This window comes from Psychrobacter sp. CR212 (assembly GCF_059693765.1).
Genome location: NZ_JCATIF010000002.1, coordinates 261,018 through 280,211 on the forward strand (window position 1 = coordinate 261,018; position 19,194 = coordinate 280,211).

The 19,194-nt window shown below is 42.0% G+C and carries 18 protein-coding genes, 1 other RNA gene and 1 pseudogene; 12 read left to right on the plus strand and 8 right to left on the minus strand.

Annotated elements, in window-relative coordinates:
• The first annotated feature begins 70 nt into the window (after positions 1–70).
• A complete protein-coding gene (aroC, locus tag AC58CZ_RS05430) occupies positions 71–1,174 on the plus strand; it encodes a chorismate synthase (protein WP_114700845.1) in 1,104 nt (367 codons plus the stop codon).
• A gap of 134 nt (positions 1,175–1,308) precedes the next feature.
• On the opposite strand, the gene AC58CZ_RS05435 is transcribed toward aroC, so the two are convergent.
• From AC58CZ_RS05435 to AC58CZ_RS05450, 4 genes are all read right to left on the minus strand, one after another.
• Positions 1,309–1,509, minus strand: a complete 201-nt coding sequence (locus AC58CZ_RS05435; RefSeq protein ID WP_494223818.1) for a hypothetical protein — start codon at positions 1,507–1,509, stop codon at positions 1,309–1,311.
• 130 nt (positions 1,510–1,639) lie between these two features.
• Complete coding sequence (gene creC / locus AC58CZ_RS05440; RefSeq protein WP_494223817.1) at positions 1,640–3,412, minus strand: two-component system sensor histidine kinase CreC; 1,773 nt, start codon at positions 3,410–3,412, stop codon at positions 1,640–1,642.
• A gap of 16 nt (positions 3,413–3,428) precedes the next feature.
• On the minus strand, positions 3,429–4,208 hold the full coding sequence (locus tag AC58CZ_RS05445) for a response regulator (protein ID WP_494223816.1): 780 nt from the start codon (positions 4,206–4,208) through the stop codon (positions 3,429–3,431).
• Positions 4,209–4,434: 226 nt separating this feature from the next.
• A complete protein-coding gene (locus tag AC58CZ_RS05450) occupies positions 4,435–5,805 on the minus strand; it encodes a glycerophosphodiester phosphodiesterase family protein (protein WP_494223815.1) in 1,371 nt (456 codons plus the stop codon).
• A gap of 432 nt (positions 5,806–6,237) precedes the next feature.
• On the opposite strand from AC58CZ_RS05450, the gene AC58CZ_RS05455 reads away from it, so the two are divergent.
• The 5 genes from AC58CZ_RS05455 to AC58CZ_RS05475 all read left to right on the plus strand — a co-directional run bounded on the left by AC58CZ_RS05455 (position 6,238) and on the right by AC58CZ_RS05475 (position 10,320).
• Entirely contained in the window at positions 6,238–6,909 is a 672-nt protein-coding gene (locus AC58CZ_RS05455; RefSeq protein WP_494223814.1) for a dienelactone hydrolase family protein, read from the plus strand.
• Positions 6,910–6,994: 85 nt separating this feature from the next.
• Positions 6,995–7,353: a transfer-messenger RNA gene (gene ssrA, locus AC58CZ_RS05460) on the plus strand.
• Positions 7,354–7,729: 376 nt separating this feature from the next.
• Positions 7,730–7,981, plus strand: coding sequence for a hypothetical protein (locus AC58CZ_RS05465; RefSeq protein ID WP_058024156.1), 252 nt, complete (start codon positions 7,730–7,732; stop codon positions 7,979–7,981).
• 76 nt (positions 7,982–8,057) lie between these two features.
• Complete coding sequence (locus tag AC58CZ_RS05470; RefSeq protein WP_494223813.1) at positions 8,058–8,303, plus strand: hypothetical protein; 246 nt, start codon at positions 8,058–8,060, stop codon at positions 8,301–8,303.
• A 388-nt stretch (positions 8,304–8,691) separates the two neighbouring features.
• Positions 8,692–10,320, plus strand: a complete 1,629-nt coding sequence (locus AC58CZ_RS05475; protein ID WP_494223812.1) for a long-chain-fatty-acid--CoA ligase — start codon at positions 8,692–8,694, stop codon at positions 10,318–10,320.
• 425 nt (positions 10,321–10,745) lie between these two features.
• Here AC58CZ_RS05475 and AC58CZ_RS05480 read toward each other — a convergent pair.
• Both AC58CZ_RS05480 and AC58CZ_RS05485 read right to left on the minus strand, forming a co-directional pair.
• Positions 10,746–11,143 (minus strand): annotated as a pseudogene (locus AC58CZ_RS05480) (transposase); the annotation flags it as partial.
• Between the two features lie 128 nt (positions 11,144–11,271).
• Positions 11,272–12,564, minus strand: a complete 1,293-nt coding sequence (locus AC58CZ_RS05485) for a hypothetical protein (RefSeq protein WP_494223811.1) — start codon at positions 12,562–12,564, stop codon at positions 11,272–11,274.
• A gap of 693 nt (positions 12,565–13,257) precedes the next feature.
• Between AC58CZ_RS05485 and AC58CZ_RS05490 the strand changes: the two genes are divergently transcribed.
• From AC58CZ_RS05490 to AC58CZ_RS05515, 6 genes are all read left to right on the plus strand, one after another.
• The gene (locus AC58CZ_RS05490; RefSeq protein WP_494223810.1) at positions 13,258–14,172 is read left to right on the plus strand and encodes a YagK/YfjJ domain-containing protein; all 915 of its coding nucleotides are present in this window, start codon (positions 13,258–13,260) and stop codon (positions 14,170–14,172) included.
• Between the two features lie 133 nt (positions 14,173–14,305).
• Complete coding sequence (locus AC58CZ_RS05495; RefSeq protein WP_494223809.1) at positions 14,306–14,593, plus strand: hypothetical protein; 288 nt, start codon at positions 14,306–14,308, stop codon at positions 14,591–14,593.
• A gap of 47 nt (positions 14,594–14,640) precedes the next feature.
• On the plus strand, positions 14,641–15,633 hold the full coding sequence (locus AC58CZ_RS05500; RefSeq protein WP_494223808.1) for a DUF932 domain-containing protein: 993 nt from the start codon (positions 14,641–14,643) through the stop codon (positions 15,631–15,633).
• Positions 15,634–15,729: 96 nt separating this feature from the next.
• The gene (locus AC58CZ_RS05505) at positions 15,730–16,842 is read left to right on the plus strand and encodes a lambda-exonuclease family protein (RefSeq protein WP_494223807.1); all 1,113 of its coding nucleotides are present in this window, start codon (positions 15,730–15,732) and stop codon (positions 16,840–16,842) included.
• Positions 16,843–16,974: 132 nt separating this feature from the next.
• Positions 16,975–17,883: a recombination directionality factor gene (locus AC58CZ_RS05510; RefSeq protein WP_494223806.1), complete on the plus strand. Its 909-nt coding sequence runs from the start codon at positions 16,975–16,977 to the stop codon at positions 17,881–17,883.
• A 150-nt stretch (positions 17,884–18,033) separates the two neighbouring features.
• The gene (locus AC58CZ_RS05515) at positions 18,034–18,285 is read left to right on the plus strand and encodes a helix-turn-helix transcriptional regulator (protein ID WP_227674238.1); all 252 of its coding nucleotides are present in this window, start codon (positions 18,034–18,036) and stop codon (positions 18,283–18,285) included.
• Between the two features lie 101 nt (positions 18,286–18,386).
• Here the strand turns inward: AC58CZ_RS05515 and AC58CZ_RS05520 are convergent, their stop codons facing one another.
• Positions 18,387–18,569 (minus strand): hypothetical protein, encoded by a 183-nt coding sequence (locus AC58CZ_RS05520; RefSeq protein WP_093068959.1) that lies wholly within the window; start codon positions 18,567–18,569, stop codon positions 18,387–18,389.
• Positions 18,570–18,684: 115 nt separating this feature from the next.
• Complete coding sequence (locus tag AC58CZ_RS05525; protein WP_227674239.1) at positions 18,685–19,110, minus strand: hypothetical protein; 426 nt, start codon at positions 19,108–19,110, stop codon at positions 18,685–18,687.
• Positions 19,111–19,194: the final 84 nt, after the last annotated feature.

Sequence of the window (19,194 nt, forward strand, 5' to 3'; positions counted from 1 at the left end):
ACTGATCAGCGATAATCATAAAAGGTTGGTCGAACAACCATCAGTCGCGTTTACTTGTTTAAGGACAATTATGGCAGGCAATAGTATTGGGCAGGTTTTTACGGTCACCACTTGCGGTGAGTCACATGGCGCAGGACTGATGGCCATCGTTGATGGCGTACCACCAGGTTTAGCATTATCGGCAGACGATTTACAAGTAGATCTGGATCGTCGCAAACCGGGTACGTCTAAGTATTCAACCCAGCGCCGTGAGTCTGATGAAGTTGAGATTATCTCTGGCGTATTTGAAGGCAAAACCACAGGGACGTCTATCGGTCTATTGATTCGCAATACCAATCAAAAATCAAAAGACTATAGCGATATTAAAGACACCTTCCGTCCTGGACATGCCGATTATACTTATAGCATGAAATACGGCTTTCGTGATTATCGCGGTGGTGGTCGCTCGTCAGCGCGTGAGACGGCTATGCGAGTGGCTGCTGGTGCTATCGCTAAGAAGTACTTACAAGAACGGCTGGGCGTACAAATTCGTGGTCATGTGACCCAAATCGGCAATGAGCATAGCAATGTACTAGACCCGAACCAGATCGATTGGGAATTTGTCAATAGTAATCCGTTCTTCTGCGCAGACAAAGAAGCGATTGGCCGTTTTGAGACCTTGATTGACAACTTGCGCCGCGAAGGCACCAGTTGCGGTGCACGCCTTGATATCATTGCGAGCGGTGTACCCGTAGGTCTGGGCGAGCCAGTATTTGATCGTTTAGATGCCGATATCGCTCATGCGATGATGAGTATCAATGCGGTCAAAGGGGTTGAGATTGGCGATGGTATGGCAGTGGCAGGTCAATTTGGACATAGCGCTCGTGATGAGCTGACCCCAGATGGGTTTGCAGCCAATCATGCGGGCGGTGTCTTGGGCGGTATCTCATCAGGACAAGATATCCGTGTCAGTATCGCGCTAAAACCAACGTCTAGCATCACAACTGCAGGTAAAAGTATCAACACCCAAGGTGAAGCAGTCGATATGCTGACCAAAGGTCGTCATGATCCTTGCGTCGGTGTGCGTGCCACGCCTATTGCCGAAGCGATGCTAGCGATTGTAGTGCTCGATCACTATCTGCGTCACCGTGGTCAGAACGCGGATGTGAAGCCGCCAGTACAATCGATTACTTAGTATTTTTGCTCTAAAGTAATCAGCCCTTTGTTGTTTCCAGTAGTTTGATACTAGAAATGATAAAGGGCTTTTTTATGTCCCAATAAAATACAGGTGTTACCTAAAAACAATCAACGTGCTGAGCGAGCAAGATATCAGGCTGCCAATCGATATTCATCAATAGCTACACATTGCTGATGCCGAAACACCAGTAATAATTGCTGACTAGGAATCGCTAGCCAATGTCCAAACTCAATACTACCGACACCTTGGCTGGATAGTATCTGCACGCATTGATGACGACTGAGGCCGATTAGGTGCTTGATCATAGGATCATCAGTTAATTGACGTGACATAAATGTTCTCCTTCTAATCTGCTTTACGAATTTGATGGTTCAATAGATCTTAGTGCTATCGTAAAATAAAGAAGTAGAAATCCTGTGCAGTCATGATGGAAAATTGATGAACTGTTATCAATGCTTATTCTTAAGCTAGTGGCAGGGTAATACTAACCATCACACCAGAACGCTGATTTTTACCAGTATCAGTTTTATCAGCGCCAATTTTATTATCATTAGCATGGATATTATCAATAGTTACCTGACCGCCATGATGCTCAATGACTTGCTTCACTAAAGTGAGTCCAAGACCGGTACCTTTTTTGAGAATACTATCGGACTGTTTTGAGTCAGCTTTGTGATGTGCTGAACCTGTATCTAGCGTATAGGTTGTATTCTGATTTTTCACTTGCTGAACAGAATGGCTTTGATGAGATAGGCTAAAATAACGCTCAAAAGCTTTTTCAATAGCATAATCAGGCAATAGCTTTCCATCATTAAATATATCGATGATTACCGTTCGCGCTGTGCTGTGCAACGAGATATCAACAGTGTTATCAGCAAAATGAATGGCATTATCCAGCACATTTTGTAAGACTTGTACCAACCAAAATTGGTCAGCAAACACACTGGTAGAGGCCAATAATTCTGCTGGTAAGTTTGTAGTGTTTGTCATGTGCTGATCATCGATGTATATATCGATAGGTTGTAGATTCTGCTGTTGCTGCTTAGCGGTATTGTCTTTTATTAGACTCTGTAATAATGGCAGTAGCGGCGTTAGCTGACGATTGAGCTTAAAAGTAGGCTGTTCAACTTTCGCAAGTAACAGTAGTCTGTCGATGAGCTGCTGCATTTTGATGCTTTGCTCACCAACCGTCTCAATGAGCATCTGCCGATCATCCTGATCAAGCATATGACCATCTAGTCCATCATCTTCTAACAGCTCACTACTGGCGCGAATGGCGGTTAAAGGGCTTTTTAACTCGTGAGTGAGCGTATGCACATAATCGGTGACATAAGCACGATTCTCTAGTCGATGCTTCATAGTCTCAATGGTATCTGTCAGGCTGTTTAGCTCATGACCCAGATAAAAATAGGGTTTTTTGGTGTCTTCTGCCAGCGCACTGGTATATTGAGTCACCAAGGTAATACTTTGCTTGAGCCACCATGCGATGAGACCTGCTAAAATGAGGGCAGCCGTGCTGATAAATAGCACTGTGATCAGCATGCGGTTACGTGTGTCGTCCAAATAAGGTAGCACGCTGGCGACAGGTTTGCCGACGCTGACCACGCCGATAATCTTGCCAGACATATTCTTTATTGGCTGTGCGACATACATGACCGATCCATCACGCTGCTGGTTATCCCGCAGCGTACTTCTGGCACCGTACTGACCTCTTAATGTGAGATAGACATCATTCCAGCGCCCATAGTTTTGCCCTTCATTATTGTCAGGTTGGGGTAGCGAATCATAAATGACCCTGCCGCTGCTGTCTGTTACATATACCCGAAAGCTGCTATAGCTTTTGGTTTGATAGACGGGACCTAAATTATCGTTAATCGCTGGTATGCCTACAAAGGCTGCATCAAGTTGCGCTTGATAAGCCTCATCGTATAGTTGCCCTGTAGATAATGGTATCTGGAGACTGGCCGCAAGTAACTTACTGGTGTCTAGGAGCGTGTCTTCGATGACTTGCTGCGCGGTTGGCTTGACGTAGCCAAACAACTGGGTAAATACAACCACGCCGCAAATGATGAGTACCAAAGCAACTGCAAGCCAAATCCTAAAAAATATACTTAAATTGAGCAGTCGTTTACGTTTAGGAGTTTGCTGCACAGTACCAATGGGATGCAATTTGGCATACCAATTGTTTTGGTCGTTATGAGTATCGCTCTCAGCATTATTGGCATTATGATTCATAAATTAGCAGCTATTATTAAGCTGGACATAATGCGTATCCCAGTCCACGATGTGTATGAATGACTTCAATACTCGTATCAACAGTCGCAAGTTGCTTACGAATCGACTTGATATGGCTGTCTATCGTGCGTGCTAGGCGATGATCAGGATAATCACTAACTGCGTTAAGCAGCTGCTCACGGCTAAAGACTTGATTCGGTGCTTGTAATAATGTGAGTAAAATTTTGCGCTCAGTATTACTAAGTTCCAGCTTTTGCTCTTGCCACGTTAATGAATAATTAAGCGGTTGATAGTGCCAAACGCCAGATTGGCTTTCAAACGTTAATGCTTGTCCTGATAGATTATTCGAGGAGGTGCTTTCAGTGCTGTCATTTGAATTTGGGGTATGAGAGCCTGACTGTTGAATCAGCTGTTCACGTCGCCAAATGGCTTTTAGGCGTGCGACCAATTCACGTGGACTAAAGGGTTTGGCGCAATAATCATCGCCACCCATCTCCAACCCCAAAATACGATCGACCTCATCGCTACGTGCAGTCAAAAATACAATAGGCAAGTCTTTTAAGGCGTCGATATCAGGTGTATGACGTATTTGTTGGCACAGACTCAGACCATCACCATCTGGCAGACCGACATCCATAATGATCGCCGATAGATCTTGTGCTTCATGACTATGCAGCATGGGTAACACACTACTGGCATTATCCAACCAAGTCATCTGCCAGCCTTCGCGCTTGCAGGTAACCTTGAGTGACATGGCAATCGCAGGATCATCTTCTACCAGTAAAATATGGGTCATAGTCTCTACATCATCTTATAATCTTAGTAAATTATCGTAGCACAAAACAGCAGACTGCTCTTGCTGCTACGAGTCAAATGGTGTGAAAAATTAATGGAAAAGTAGGGTGCGAAATAGATGGTTTGCGGTGTAATTATTTCAATACATTCAACAAAAAGGCCAGCTCAATGGATAAGCTAGCCTCGGTAATACAAACTAAGCGTGATTATCTATTAATAGACTAAATCTATTTAAGACCTTTGCAATTGGCATAGTAGCTCACCGTAGCGGGCCAATCTGAAAAAATGCCTTGGACACCGACATCCTGCGCTAGTACGTCAATATAATTCATCATATCACCATCATTGTTGATAGCATCTCCAAGACCGCTATAGTACCAATCGCCACCATCGGTTAATGGTCCTGAACGCTCTATCGACCACGTAATGATTTTTAGACCATTGGCTTTGGCTTGTTTTGCGTATTCTGATGGTTGCATATTTCCCTTACCATCAGTAGTGACTAACAACCAAAGTGCTGGAGCAATGGTATTGATACCGCGTGCTTTGATATCAGCCAATGAATGCCTCCAAGTGCTTGCGTCGTTTTTATTAAAGGTTTTATTGTCAGCGGTCTCATTGCTGTCATCAATAAGGTAAACGGCATTAGCCCCATAAGCTGGCTCGTTTTTGATCCAGTAATCCAGATCTTCTATATTAAATGACTGGGCAAATACATCACTTGCAGGCACGCCCGCTGCCTTATAAGTATCTATCAGCTGTTGGCGATAATCGTCTAAACGATAGCCATTAAACGGCATGGTCACTACAGGTGCTTTTAGCTCAGGCGTGTGCTTCATGCCTAGCTTACGAGCCAATGCGATATGCTCTTTTAACGTCAACACCTTACCATTTTGTGAATACAAGTCCGTTCGCCACGGTGCGGTTGCATTCATATACTCGCTAATACTGGTTGCTTTTTTATTGGCAGCATCCATCTTACCCGTCAAGGTTTTAAACTGAGCGGCACTGATATCTGAGGTACGGCATTCGATACTATCGGCATTAGTAAGTTTGCCTTTAGCATCCAATATGGGCGGTACAGTGCATTGCTTGGCTAGCGGCGTGGTTAAAATATTAGTAGTGGTGTGTAAATCGTTTTGGGCATGACGACAGACAAGCTCTCCATCATTGGTAAAAGCGACATCACATTCCAAGATTCCAGCACCCATTTGTGCTGCCGCCACGTAGCTATCATAAGTATGTTCAGGTAGCTGTAATGGCGCACCTCGATGTGCAATAGAGAAATCAGTCTTACTTGGTAGTTGCCCTTTGCACGCCTGTAACTCTTCTTTTAATGGTCCCTCGTCCATATCATTTATCAGGTAAAACGGACGCACTCCATAGGTATATGCGACAGGTGAGGACGGTTGTGGCTGTGATTGCAGTTGCGCTGTTGATGAAGAGGCTTTTGATGTGAGCATTGAGCGGCTATCAGTAGTGCAGCCTACTATCAATAATGAGCTGATCAGCGTTAAAGGTAAGGCGAGATGAGTCTTATTAACCTTAGTCGGCGTCTGCTTACTCAGCTCAAGCGCTGATTTATTAGAAATTGTCATGTAAAATGTTCCTGCAAAATTATAAAAAATCCCATCGGACGTAGGGATAGGAATCAAAAGATTAACGTTTGACTATTGGTTGTTGTTTGCTAAAAGTAACTAGAGGTCATGACATACTTGTATGAGCTTAGCTTTGTAAGAACTTAACATTAATGCAGATACAATTGTAGGCACATGTACTAAAGAATAGACAGTTGACAGTATTTGAGCTTGATAGTACTGGGCTTATCGGTCATAAAATTTTACGTGCCTTCTTATACTGTTCTCATTTTTGCTATTGTCCATTTAGTGCCTCACTATTGATTAGTACCTCGCTATTGACCATATTCTCAAACTAACAGATGATATTGACCATATAATGACACATACATTATTTTGACAAAAAACATAGAAATGCTTAGGGCATATCTCACTACATTATTAAGGATAACTATGAGTAACTATTTAGACGCCGTCGTCGTTGAGCATAATCCCTCTCAAAAAAAGATAGATCGCGCGGTGATTTGGCTACACGGCTTAGGTGCTAGCGGTCATGATTTTGAGCCAGTGGTACCGCAGCTTGGCTTGGCTGATGATATGGCAGTACGTTTTATCTTTCCGCATGCACCTAAACGCCCAGTCACAGTAAATGGCGGCATGGTGATGCCAGCATGGTACGACATCATAGAGATGAGTCTGGAGCGAAAAGTAGATGTGGCTCAGATTGAAGAGTCTGCTCAGCAGATACAAGATTTGATTAGCCGTGAGATTGAGCGCGGCGTATCACCAGAGCACATCGTTATTGCCGGATTTTCGCAGGGCGGGGCGGTGGCGTATCACGTGGCACTTGGTTACCCAGAGCGCTTAGCTGGCTTGATGACGCTCTCTACCTACTTAGCGACCAATGACAATATTGAGTATAGTGCCGCGAACAAAGACATGCCGATTCTGATTGAGCATGGTACGCATGATCCAGTCGTGCCTGTCATCCTAGGTGAGCAAGCACATCAGCTATTATCAGCAAAAGACTATAATGTGTCTTATAATACGTATCCGATGGCACATCAAGTCTGTATGCCGCAGATTCAAAATATTGGTCAGTGGTTAAATACCGTTTTGGCGTAAATTATTAAGCTGTAACGTAATGTAATGCAAGTCTACTATAGGTTGAAAACTTGCCTAATTTTCCTATATAATAAGCGACCTTATTGGGGATGTTCTGGCTTCGACGCTGGTGGTGAAACTCAATGATGCATGTCGAGAGTGTATGTCCTCTCGTTAATCAAACATATATTGTTATAGTCGCAAACGACGAAACTTACGCTCTAGCAGCTTAAACCCTGCTTACTGCGCTGCCGATTACCTATAGTTGGTTAGCCCAGTTGAAGCGTCCGCATATAGGTTCGCCACAAGGGATTGTCTCAATCGCTTGGGTTCAAAAGTAGAGAATCGTCCAATCCATCCTGACTGTCGGATCGGTGCGGACTAAAATTAAAGACAGAAACTAAACATGTAGATTCATGAGCGTAATGCTGGCGGACGCGGGTTCAACTCCCGCCATCTCCACCAAATATTGATAAAGGGCTGACCGTCATAGATTGTCAGCCCTTTATTTTGCGTGCTTTTTGACTTTTTCTTACCTTATAAAGTGATGGCTAACATATAGGATGTTGGGGTTATTGTTGGTATTGAAGCTTTTCCAGCTGTTCAATATTAACAAAAAATACTCTGATATCCTTGACCTATATCACGTTACGTAGCATAGATTTCACCATGAAATATCTCGTGCTTATCATCGTCATAATTAGCTAAAACGCTACTCAAGGCAAGCTAGAATTGCTTTTCAGTATGTCTATTTGTAACCTTCAAGTCGAAGAAATATATTGTAGAAAGTGAATTTATCTGTAAAGTATAAAAATAACAGACTAAAAATGAGGGATTAGACATGCTTATCGAACTACAGGGTAGTAGATTGACTCAGGCAATATTAGAGCGGGATGATAATCAGGTATGGTGTGCTGTGAGCAATGTCAGTGACGATCATGCTATGACAGCTATCGATAATGGTTATTACGAATTATTAGTGTCTATCGTGTCTTTGGGTGATGATGGCTTTGTTTGTGATAAAGGCCATCTATGGCAGTACGCTGTACCCGTTAAAAAGGTCGAGCTTACTCAAGATGACGTAGGCTTATAGTTGAACGAACACGGATGTAACCTGATTGTTTGCCTAAATTGCCTAAATAATCATCTTCATTGTAGGAGTCAGTGGTATGGATAGTGGAATGATGGGGAGTAAATTGACGCGCTCAATGCTTGAAAGTGGGCATCAAGAAATATGGTGTGCCGTGAGTGATGTGAGCGATGAAGACGCTATGGAAGATCAAGTAGGAAACGACTTTACAGCGTGTATCGTAGATTTTAGGGACGGGCAGTTTTATTGCACCGCAGATAATGGTTGGTTTCATGCAGTACCGATTGAGGTACGTGCACTAACGCAAAGTGAAGTTGGTTTTTAAAAAAACTTATCAAAGTATTTAGGGCGTGTCCCTAGTTCTTGCTATCCCACCACGAACAAAAAACCGATCATTTAATTTGATCGGTTTTTTTGCATTATGTGGTATTGCTCAAAGTACCTAAGAAATTTGATGAGTTTAGAGCAATTCAACGATTTTTTATTGATGATTAATGTAGTTAGCTGTTTGGTAAATTAGTAGGAAAAGGAAAAATAGAGTATTAGCAGCAATATATAAATAATGAACAGCCGTTTATTTTAATGGAGGGCGATCATAATATTATCTTGTCTTGACACACAATTCTGATTATTCTTAATTGTGGTTTATTTTTAGTATTAGAGGATACATGAATAAAAATAAGCGAACTTTTAACAACGACAGGGAATGTACTATGTTAGGAAAAATGATGTATCAGCCATTGCTGATCAGTGGTCTAATCGAACACGCTGCCCGCTATCATGGCGATACGGCAGTTTTGTCCAAAGAAGTCGATGGACAAATGACTCATACTGATTGGCTTACGATTTCGAATAACTCAAAACGGTTGGCCAATGCCTTAGCTGCCCTCGGACTTAAATCATCAGAGCGCTTAGCCACATTGGCTTGGAACAATCGCCGTCACTTAGAAGCTTGGTATGCGATTTCAGGCAGTGGCATGGTTTGCCACACTATCAATCCACGTCTATTTCCTGAGCAGCTTAGTTACATTATCAATGATGCTGATGACCGCGTGCTATTTTTTGATGTCACATTCCTACCGCTTATCATGGCGATTAAAGAAGATATTAAAGGGATTGAGCACTTTATCTGCTTGAGTGCTCGAGAGGACAGTGTCGTCGCAAAACTGCCTGAGGTATTATTCTTTGATGAGTTATTAGCAGAGCATAATGCTGACTTTGATTGGCCTCAGTTTGATGAAGCCACTGCCAGCTCGCTTTGCTATACCTCAGGAACGACAGGCAATCCTAAAGGGATTTTATATACGCACCGCTCTTCTGTGCTTCATGCGATGGCATTGTGTATGCCGGACGTATCGGGTTTATCTGCGCAAGACGTCCTACTCCCTGTAGTACCGATGTTCCATGTCAACGCGTGGGGAACCCCTTATGCGGCTGCATTAACTGGCTGCTCTCTGATGCTCCCAGGTCCCAATCTGGATGGTGATAGCTTAGTATCTCTCATTGATGATTATAAGGTGACGGTTGCGTTAGGCGTTCCCACGATTTGGCAAAGCCTATTGACCGCCGCTAAAGCCAGAGGCAGTAAGCTTGATAGTATGACGCGGACCATTGTCGGTGGCGCCGCTTGTCCACCATCAGTGATTAAAACGTTTAGAGAAGACTTTAATTGCGATGCGGTACACGGCTGGGGTATGACGGAGACCAGTCCACTTGGAACGATGAATCAAATAAAAGCTAAGCATAAATCACTGAGTAAAGATGAGATTGACGAGCTACGTAACTCTCAAGGACGTCCACCGTATGGTGTTCAGTTACGTCTCATAGACACTGATGAGCCACTTAAGCCAGTCAAAGAGGATGGAGTGTCTCAGGGCCGCTTGCAGATCAAAGGTCACTGGATTATCAACGATTATTATACAGAGAATCCTGATGCCATTACAGAAGATGGCTGGTTTGACACGGGTGATATTGCAACCATTGATGCTGATGGTTATATGAATATTCGTGACCGATCAAAAGATTTAATTAAGTCTGGTGGAGAATGGATCTCCTCAGTAGAGCTTGAAAATATCGCTGCCGGCCATCCACAGATAAAAATGGCAGCTGCTATCGCCGCAAAACATAAAAAATGGGGAGAACGTCCGGTACTGATTGTGGTAAAAGAAGAGAATGCAGAACTCGATGAGTCACAAGTGCTAAGTTTTTATGAAGATAAAATTGCTAGCTGGCAGATACCTGACAAAGTTATTTTTGTAGAGAACATCTTACTAAACGGTGCCGGAAAAATGGTGAAAAAAGACTTGCGTGATGAGTATGGTGATGCGCTATTAGAGATGTGATGGCATGTTCTTAGACCATAATATCAGCATCATCTTAAAAGGCTCAAGTATGACAATGACATAGGTTTTGCTAAGTGTAGTGGTGCAAGTCAGAATATTTAAAGGGCTCTTTAAATGTTTTCTGACTTGTACCGCAACTCTAATTGCTATGGCAATGGCGCATGGAAAATTAATGGACGGTGTTTTTGAATAAACTTCGATAGAGCAGGACAGTATAGAACGCCAGATACAGCAAAGCCCCTGATATCAGGGGCTTTGGCTACTCTATAAGATAGTATAGAACTATGTAATGGTACCCGGAGCCGGAACGATATTTTATGGATAAGTATTTGATTTATATAATTATTTTATTAATATAATATTCTGGTATACTTGAGAGTATACTTAACATTATAGTTTGAATTTTACACTGTTTATAAGTAACACATTATGTGTAAGACACACAGCTGAACCTGAGCATTGGGGTAGACGGTGTTAATAGCATCAGGGAAGCCCTTAAACCATCGACACAGGTAATAAGGATATCTTGCACTCCGCGGCTTTGTAGTTCCGTGAGAACGCTCAGCCAGGACTTAACATCCTCATTCTCTGATAGCCACATGTCAGGCAGCTCTTTTGTAGCGTTAAGAGCGACACCTAGCGCTAGATAGCCTGTGTAACTGCGGACGGACTTTTTAGTGTGACCGTTGCGCTTATTGGGCCTGTCCGCTTTCTAATGTTTGGGATAGCCGAGATGGTCTTCCATCTCAGCTGCTAGGGCAGTATCAATAAATGATTGCTTGAGCTACTTCTTGAAGTCTTCAGTGTCATCAAAGCTATTCATGTTACCAGCCACCTGTTCGGTCAGTTTCTTGATATCAGCTTGCTTGGTCGTTGTTTATTTTCCTGTTGGGGAATTATAAGCAGTTACATAGTTTTTAGGAAATTTCCGATTCACAAGCAATATTAATTTTAGTCTCTACTTTTTTCTTTGTATTTTAGTGACTCTGAATGTAACCTGCCACTTTGATTAGTCACTCGGGCAGTAGGTGTTGCTCTAGATTTGAGTGGTATTCGTCTCTTACTTTGGTTAATTGCTGAAGTTGACTTCGTATGAGTAGTGTCTGCACCAGAAGTAGATCCTGAGGTTTTATCTTTGCCTTTTACATTATTATCTTCATTAGAAGTATGTTGGTCTAACTCTTGAGCACCTTCTAAGCAATTAGCTGTATAATTTTCATAAGCATCTTCAATAAACTTGTTCACTAGTTTATTTGTTGCGACCTTATTGTACTTAACAAGCTCTTTTAATTTAGACTGGTTCTTCTTATAGATCTTGATATTGCCGTTACTAGCTTGAACTTTAGAGTCATAGTTTTTTCGACCATCCCAAGCTTTTTTCATTTTGTATAGTGTATAGCTTCTTAAAGAAAAGCCTTTGTTGTTTTTCGTTCCTATTTGAGGAGTTTCTATATTCGAAAGTGTATCTAGATGAGCAAGTATTAGATCATATTTGTCTTCAATATTTTCAGGAAAAAATATTCCTTGAAGAATTATAGGTCGATCTTTATCGTTATCTAAGTAGCTATATGCCCATTCAATTTGATCAATATTAGATGCATCAAGCCATTTTAACTCCTTATCTTGAGTACGCCCTTTTAGGTACGTGGATTTAAATGATAACAAGAATGAAACTCGCCAATCCCCATCTTTTGATATTTTTTCCGAATAGAGCAGATCAGTATTTACATTGCTATTAAACTTAATAATATCATAGCGTAGTAAATTAGTTATTCCATCTATCAGCTCATACCTACCTTTATAAGCTTCGGCATTCAATAAATGACTAACCAGACTTGTCAAGAAAAGCGAGCAACGCAGATCATTTTTAAACCACTCAAGATACTTCTCAGGTATTTGATTTTTAGCTTTACATTCAATTAAAAAGTTGTATCTTCCAATAGGGCTCGGCCAATTAATGAGATGACTGATCAGTATATTCTTATAGTCATCATCATCATAATCTAAATTTTCCAAACTATTGCCTGATAAAATATTATCTATGAACAGTAGCGATCTTGCGTCATGAACGCTCAGACCATTCAAGCTTTTGAGGAAATTTTCAATTGTTCTCCTGTCAGATTTTACCTCCTTAATATGTTCATCTGTGACTAATTTTAATACTTGTGATTGACTGTACAACATTGAAGCTTGATCAAATGGATAGTTCTGATTGTTATACATACTAGTTGACTGTTCGTTCACCGTGTCGTTCCCTCATAAATTATTATGGAAAAAATATGGTACAAAACGTAGTTGTTATTAGTTCTATACTATATTTATTATAGTTTATTTCTAGCAAAAAATCCATGTAGCCCATAATTTAGAAGCTATAAGCAGCATATAGTTAATATATAATTATTTGTAACTAAAGTCTATGTTTTTATTGTATATAAAACGATAGGACGACTAGTGCTGCAATGGGTATTGCCAGTCTATACTGAATTGGCATAAATGGAGCTAAGCTACTATTGTGTTAGAATTGGCTTGAGGTAATAATGAGTAGTCTTAATCGAAAGTGCTGGAAAAATATCGAAAGTATGCTTATAGACTCTAGTCTTAACGCAGAGTTTATAGCTTTACTAACTTGGAGTCTCTACCTATATTCAAGATGTTAAAGTGAAAAATTGTTCAGGTTGATTGGTGTTACCGTTTAGCTAACTCCATCATGACCATCCGCCTATAGTACAAAGCGATTTCTAGCTGCTCAACTAGTCATCCTTCAATGCCAGTTGAAAATAGCTGCACTACGGCAGCTCATGCTTAGTAGGTTATTTATATTATTATCTAATTAAGTAACCCGTTTCATTAATGCTGAGAGCCTACCTCTCAGCGATCATTATTATAAAAATACAGACCCACCTTACCCTATGAATTCAAATCCATAGGAATACCATAATGTCTTACTCACACCTTAACCAACCATTAGTCGTTGCAAAAGTACACAGTTTAGTTATAAGCGTATTAGCGAACGCTATTACATTTAATAAGACCATGAGTAAATTGAACGAGATTTATTTCTCGTTCATGACTCACCTTAATTCTGAGCTATTTTATTCACAACCGATTGTCGCATTTATTTATAGCACCAATGCTATTGTTGGTGATGATTATCCAGAAAACGTTATTTGGAATCATGATAAAACCCAACGATTTATCACTACGCTGTCATGCTATAAGAATGATATTGACAATGAGCGTCTAGCGTTCATTTATCAGGAGAGACAAAACCAAGAAAAGTTAGGTCACTATGCTAATAATCTTATTAGCCATTATTCAAGGCTTTTATTTGTACGTATAGATTTAAAGTACGCGCAAGCTACTAGCCATCTTGTGAATATTGAGGACTTCAATTGTCATATGAGGAATCTTCGGGATCTTATCGGTAATAAGAAAACGTGCTTTAAGCACTTGCAAGGCAATGCTTGGGCTATTGAACAAGGAGAGAGCAATGGTGGACTACACTGTCATCTACTGCTTATGTACGATGGAGCAAAACGACAGAACGACTGGCATCTTGCTAAAGAGGTCGGTAAGAAGTGGAAGATGATTACTGGTGGACTAGGAGAGTACTATAGCTATCACGATACAGAGCGTAAGCAGAACTATGCACGAAACGGCAAATTAGGTATTGGCATGATTCATCAAAATAATGCTCAGGAGGTTGAAAACGCAGTACGATCAGCTCTTTATTTAACGGAGCCAAATAAATATGAGCAGCGATTGAAATTATGGCTACCAAATATGCGTACTTTCGGTCATGGTGTTTATCGTACGAAAAAACGTAGAGGCTTACCGCCCATATCAAAATAATTTCAAATATATAGTATTCCAATGAAATAAGGCAAGGAGCCACTTCTAATTTGTCTATTAACCTTAATCCATCTTAATTAAAGGTCTGCTTAATCGCAGACCTTTTTTTATGCGCAAAATAATAGGAGTCATCATGCAAACAATTTGTCCTCACTGCCATTCATCGCGAGTAACGAAAAACATTAATGTTGATAGCCCCTTTAGTATTATCGAGCAGCTATGCTCGTCAACGACTTTATCGGGACTTGGCGCTAGCGTCTGTAAGTACTACAAGGTAAATCCTGCTATCGGAATAATCGCAGGTAGTGCTATTGCTTCAGCGATTAGCTTAGCTAGAGATAAGCTACAGCCACCTCTTTTAGTTGTCGCTACTAAACCTAGCTATTTATGTAATACCTGTCTAAAAACATTCACTATCTAACTCTCTTATTGAACTACCAACTCAATCAATTTAAAAGGAATACTCTTATGGCACATTTAATCGAAAACATGGCGTACGTCGGCGACACCCCTTGGCACGGCCTTGGTAACCAGCTTCCTAAGAATCAGCCTATCGAGGTCTGGGCACGTGAGGCCGGTATGGACTGGCGTATTGAATCGTCCGATGTCAGCTACATGGCAAACAACGATAAAGGGCAAAGCTTGATCATGCCCTTTGATACCAATAAGGTCTTATATCGCTCAGATACGCTTGAGCCGTTATCGGTAGTCAGTCAACGCTACCAAGAAGTACAACCGCGTGAGATCTTGGAGTTCTACCGCGACTTAACAGAGCATTCACACTTTGAGCTTGAAACAGCGGGCATCTTAAAGGGTGGCCGTAAGATGTGGGCTCTCGCTCGTACTGGTCAGTCTATGACTTTAAAAGGCGGCGACGTGAGTAATGGCTACCTGCTCTTAGCAACGGCTTGTGACGGAACGCTAGCAACCACAGCGCAGTTCACCAATATACGTGTGGTGTGTAATAACACTCTAGCGGTAAGCCTTGCTGATGGTAGTGGCGGTATGGTGAAAGTACCGCATTCTACATCCTTTGATGCCGATCGCGTCAAGCAGCAGCTAGGTGTCTCAGTCAAGCAGTGGAACGAGCACATGTATGAGATGAAGCAGCTGACCCAGCGCCGCGTTACTCAAGCAGAAGCGGCGAACTATCTGAATCGAGTCTTTAACGATCAAGATAACGACATCATTTTGTTTAACAGCGCTAAGAAAGAAAAGGACGCCGTGCCGAATGCTCGCGCTATGAATCAGGTGATGAATATGTTTAACGGTCAAGGTCGCGGAGCGGATCTCGACTCAGCACGTGATACCGCTTATGGCCTGCTGTCTGCTATGACCGAGTATGTGGATCATGAGCGCCGTGCTATGTCTACCGATCACAGACTAGACTCTGCTTGGTTTGGCGCAGGCGCTAAGCTTAAAGACAAGAGCCTAGAGGAAGCCTTTAGTCTTATTGCCTAAAGTCTATTGGTACACTTAATAATTAGACCACGCCTAAGCGCGTGGTTTTTTTATGCCTGTTATTTCATTTCAATCAATTTATCGAAGGAGTTCACTATGAACATGATCGGATTAAACACCAGCACACCAGTAAGGCGCACTAAGCGTTTAAGCGCTAAGGTTACAGCGCCTGTAACTGACAAAGCTAAGAGTGAAAATAAGCGGATCGATTCCTCTGCTACTGAGTCTAATACAACGCTAACCCCTAAGCGCCTAGTTAGTACTAAAGACTTAAGCCATGACGAGTGGCTTGAGGTACGTAAGCAAGGCATAGGCAGTAGTGATGCCGCCGCTGCTTGCGGTATTCATCCTTACTTGTCTATGCTAGAGCTATGGCTGATTAAGACGGGACGTATGACCTCAGACTTAAATGAGAGCTTAGAGGGATATGCGCCACTGTATTGGGGTAACACCTTAGAGCCTATGGTGGCTAAATACTACCAAGAAAAGACAGGCAATAAGGTACGCCGCGTCAATGCTATCTTGCAACACCCTGAGGCTGACAAAGCCTTTATGCTTGCCAATCTTGACTATGCAGTGACAGGTAGCGAGGAAGTGCAAGTACTTGAATGCAAAACCGCTGGAGAGCATGGCGCGAAGTTATGGCGAGACGGCGTGCCGCTATACGTGACTTGCCAAGTACAGCATCAACTAGCAGTGACAGGCAAACAAGCTGCTCATATCTGTGTGCTGCTATGCGGACACGAAGCGAAGATCTACAAGGTTGAGCGTGATGAGCGCTTGATTGCATCGATTACCCAGCAAGAGCGTCTGTTCTGGCAGTACGTAGAAACGGACACACCGCCAACCCCTGATCATAGCGAGTCGGCAGCCAAAGCGCTTAAGCTGCTTTATCCAACGCCTAAGCCCTCAAGTAAGGTTGATCTACGAGAGGACAAAGGCGCTAACAAGCTGTTCGATAAATTGCTTGGCTATCGCGCGTCAATGGAAGATCTTGAGCAGCGTCATGATCAAGTGAAGCATCAACTGCAAACGCTGATCAAAGACAATGAAGTCGCTGTATTCAATCAAGGCGCGATCTCGTGGAAGCGCTCTAAAGACAGCATTGGCCTCGATAGTAAAGCAGTCGTTAAGGCGCATCCTGAGCTATTAGCCAAGTTTAGTAAAACCAAGCAAGGCAGTCGCCGCTTTGTGGTCTTGACTGACTAAACGTTAATTCGACTAATTCATTGACCGCTTACTAAATAAACCTACTAACCAAAGCACATGCATAAACGCCCACCCTTACAGGTGGGCTTTTTATTTGCTTTACCCGTTCTATTAAGCACAAGGAATACCACTATGATTAAAGGTCTAACCATCACCCCGCCCGTACTCGGTCGTATTAGCATTGGACGTGTCATCAACAAAGATGGCAAGCGTCTGCCTGCGAAAGACGATCAATTCACCATTACCAGCCAAGTGCAGAATAAAGACGGCTGGATCAATCATCCCTTAGACGAGGTGCTACGTAAAAGTAAAACCGATAAGCTTCGTCAAATACCCGTACGTATGTTGTTCAATGATCCTGAGCTTAATTTGCGAGCAGAATATACCCTGTTCGATAGGCAAACAGGCAGGCCGCTGTGTGTCGGTGATGGTGAACAGTGCCAACGTCGAACCAACAATGGTGTGGAGCAGCTGCCGTGTCCATCGCCTGATCGCTGTCCCTTAGCTCAAGGCGGAGCCTGTAAACCATACGGTCGTCTGTATGTGAATCTAAGTGAAGACGATGAGCTTGGCACTTTTGTCTTTCGCACCACTGGCTTTAATAGTATTCGTACGCTTGCGGCAAGGCTGCGCTACTTTGCCGCCGTGTCCGGTAACAAGCTGTCATGTTTACCATTGCAATTGACGCTACGTGGTAAAAGCACGACACAAAGCTATCGTACGCCGATCTACTTTGTGGATTTAACGCTGCGCGATGGGGTAACGCTTAAGGAGGCGGTATCAGATGCGCAAGCGATTGATCATGAGCTGATTGAACACGGCTTTGATCAAGCGGCTCTAGAGACTACAGCAAAGCAAGGCTACGTCGATTCATGCTTTGAGATCGATAGCGATGGCTTACTAGATGTTGCTGAAGAGTTTTATCCAATGAATACCGACCAAAGTGATAGTCAAATACAGAGTACTAATGATCACCTATCTACTCATGATGTGACCAGCATTGAGAGAGGGCTACGACAAAGTGTGACAGTGGTGAGCTAGCTGAAAGCCACGGCATAAAAAAGGAGCTGATCCGTCAGCTCTTTTTAATGTGTCAGCCAGATACTGGACAGCATAGGACGCCGTAAAAAAATATAGGACTCGCTAAGTATATGAGAGGAGATGCTCTCATTCACTTATAAGGAGAAAATCATGGACAATTTAAATTCAACACTACCAGTAATCGAGCCATGCAATCATATTCCCCAGCTTTTAAGCATTAAAGATGTCAGTAACTACACTGGTCTTAGTCGTTCTACGATTTATGAGCTGGTCAACGAAGAATCCAATCGCTATGATCCAAGCTTTCCTAAAAAGGTAAAGCTTACTGAGGTGAGGGTAGTGTGGGTAGCAAGTGAGATTGCAGAGTGGATTAATGAAAAAATTAGTGAAAGAGTTTCTTGATATTTTAGTTTAAGTAGGTGAGTCAAGATCACCTACTTTTTTTATAGATTGTAAGAATATTTATACCAGACCTTGGTGACGAGCTATAACCGAAGAATTTTTTACCATTTTGGATATTTTTGATTGCTATCAACAAATGCACTATCTGGTATATCTTCTTCTGAATCGCTATCAAAACGTCCCTGTTTAGCTTTTTCTTGAGCTATATCGTTTCTCTTTTGTTGTTCATGATCATCAAGCTCTTCATTATCGATGTCATCAATAGAATTCTTAAAATTACTCATACCGTTCTACTTTTAAATGTTAATGAAAGTATAGTATCGATTGATCTCATTATTATTTCAAGAATTTTATTTCTAGATGTAATTGAATAGCTTTTGTAGAGTAGGTTAGGTACTGTTAGTGATAGTCTGCTCTATTTAAAAGCTCTTTTTGCTCATCACACACCCTAAGACCGATCTGTATCGCTTCGCTCAGATCAGCGCCTTCTTTAATTGAGTAAGGTACATTGGGCTCAAGTCCGGCTTGCTTTAACGAATCTGATGCTGCCTTATTAAGCGGCGTACCTATATAAGACTCATCCGTGAGATTTTCAGGCAAAAAGAATACCTGACGCCCAATACCTGCGTGAGGTTGACCACAAACAATTTCACCGTACTCAACGGTAAATGGATAAGGCTTATCGTTATCTACTGGCCAAGAAGAGTCTCTCACCGAAATGAATCCTGCACCATAGAGCTCGCCATTTGGTTCTGGTGCAGGAGTACAACCAACTTGCCCCATTAAAGACAAAGCAAACGCAAAAAGTGTTATCTTATAATGCATGCTATACCATCTTTATTTTATTGAATGAGCTGTCACTATACCTAAATTCAACCAAATAATATCGGCTTTTAAATTAAAGCTTTA

What these genes read in the sequence shown, in the direction of transcription:
- AC58CZ_RS05520 (WP_093068959.1), bottom strand. Translation starts at nt 18,569, where the DNA reads ATGAGTAATTTTAAGAATTCTATTGATGACATCGATAATGAAGAGCTT.
- AC58CZ_RS05490 (WP_494223810.1), top strand. Translation starts at nt 13,258, where the DNA reads ATGTCTTACTCACACCTTAACCAACCATTAGTCGTTGCAAAAGTACAC.
- aroC (WP_114700845.1), top strand. Translation starts at nt 71, where the DNA reads ATGGCAGGCAATAGTATTGGGCAGGTTTTTACGGTCACCACTTGCGGT.
- AC58CZ_RS05455 (WP_494223814.1), top strand. Translation starts at nt 6,238, where the DNA reads ATGAGTAACTATTTAGACGCCGTCGTCGTTGAGCATAATCCCTCTCAA.
- AC58CZ_RS05510 (WP_494223806.1), top strand. Translation starts at nt 16,975, where the DNA reads ATGATTAAAGGTCTAACCATCACCCCGCCCGTACTCGGTCGTATTAGC.
- AC58CZ_RS05435 (WP_494223818.1), bottom strand. Translation starts at nt 1,509, where the DNA reads ATGTCACGTCAATTAACTGATGATCCTATGATCAAGCACCTAATCGGC.
- AC58CZ_RS05495 (WP_494223809.1), top strand. Translation starts at nt 14,306, where the DNA reads ATGCAAACAATTTGTCCTCACTGCCATTCATCGCGAGTAACGAAAAAC.
- AC58CZ_RS05475 (WP_494223812.1), top strand. Translation starts at nt 8,692, where the DNA reads ATGTTAGGAAAAATGATGTATCAGCCATTGCTGATCAGTGGTCTAATC.
- AC58CZ_RS05500 (WP_494223808.1), top strand. Translation starts at nt 14,641, where the DNA reads ATGGCACATTTAATCGAAAACATGGCGTACGTCGGCGACACCCCTTGG.
- AC58CZ_RS05525 (WP_227674239.1), bottom strand. Translation starts at nt 19,110, where the DNA reads ATGCATTATAAGATAACACTTTTTGCGTTTGCTTTGTCTTTAATGGGG.
- AC58CZ_RS05450 (WP_494223815.1), bottom strand. Translation starts at nt 5,805, where the DNA reads ATGACAATTTCTAATAAATCAGCGCTTGAGCTGAGTAAGCAGACGCCG.
- AC58CZ_RS05465 (WP_058024156.1), top strand. Translation starts at nt 7,730, where the DNA reads ATGCTTATCGAACTACAGGGTAGTAGATTGACTCAGGCAATATTAGAG.
- AC58CZ_RS05515 (WP_227674238.1), top strand. Translation starts at nt 18,034, where the DNA reads ATGGACAATTTAAATTCAACACTACCAGTAATCGAGCCATGCAATCAT.
- creC (WP_494223817.1), bottom strand. Translation starts at nt 3,412, where the DNA reads ATGAATCATAATGCCAATAATGCTGAGAGCGATACTCATAACGACCAA.
- AC58CZ_RS05470 (WP_494223813.1), top strand. Translation starts at nt 8,058, where the DNA reads ATGGATAGTGGAATGATGGGGAGTAAATTGACGCGCTCAATGCTTGAA.
- AC58CZ_RS05505 (WP_494223807.1), top strand. Translation starts at nt 15,730, where the DNA reads ATGAACATGATCGGATTAAACACCAGCACACCAGTAAGGCGCACTAAG.
- AC58CZ_RS05445 (WP_494223816.1), bottom strand. Translation starts at nt 4,208, where the DNA reads ATGACCCATATTTTACTGGTAGAAGATGATCCTGCGATTGCCATGTCA.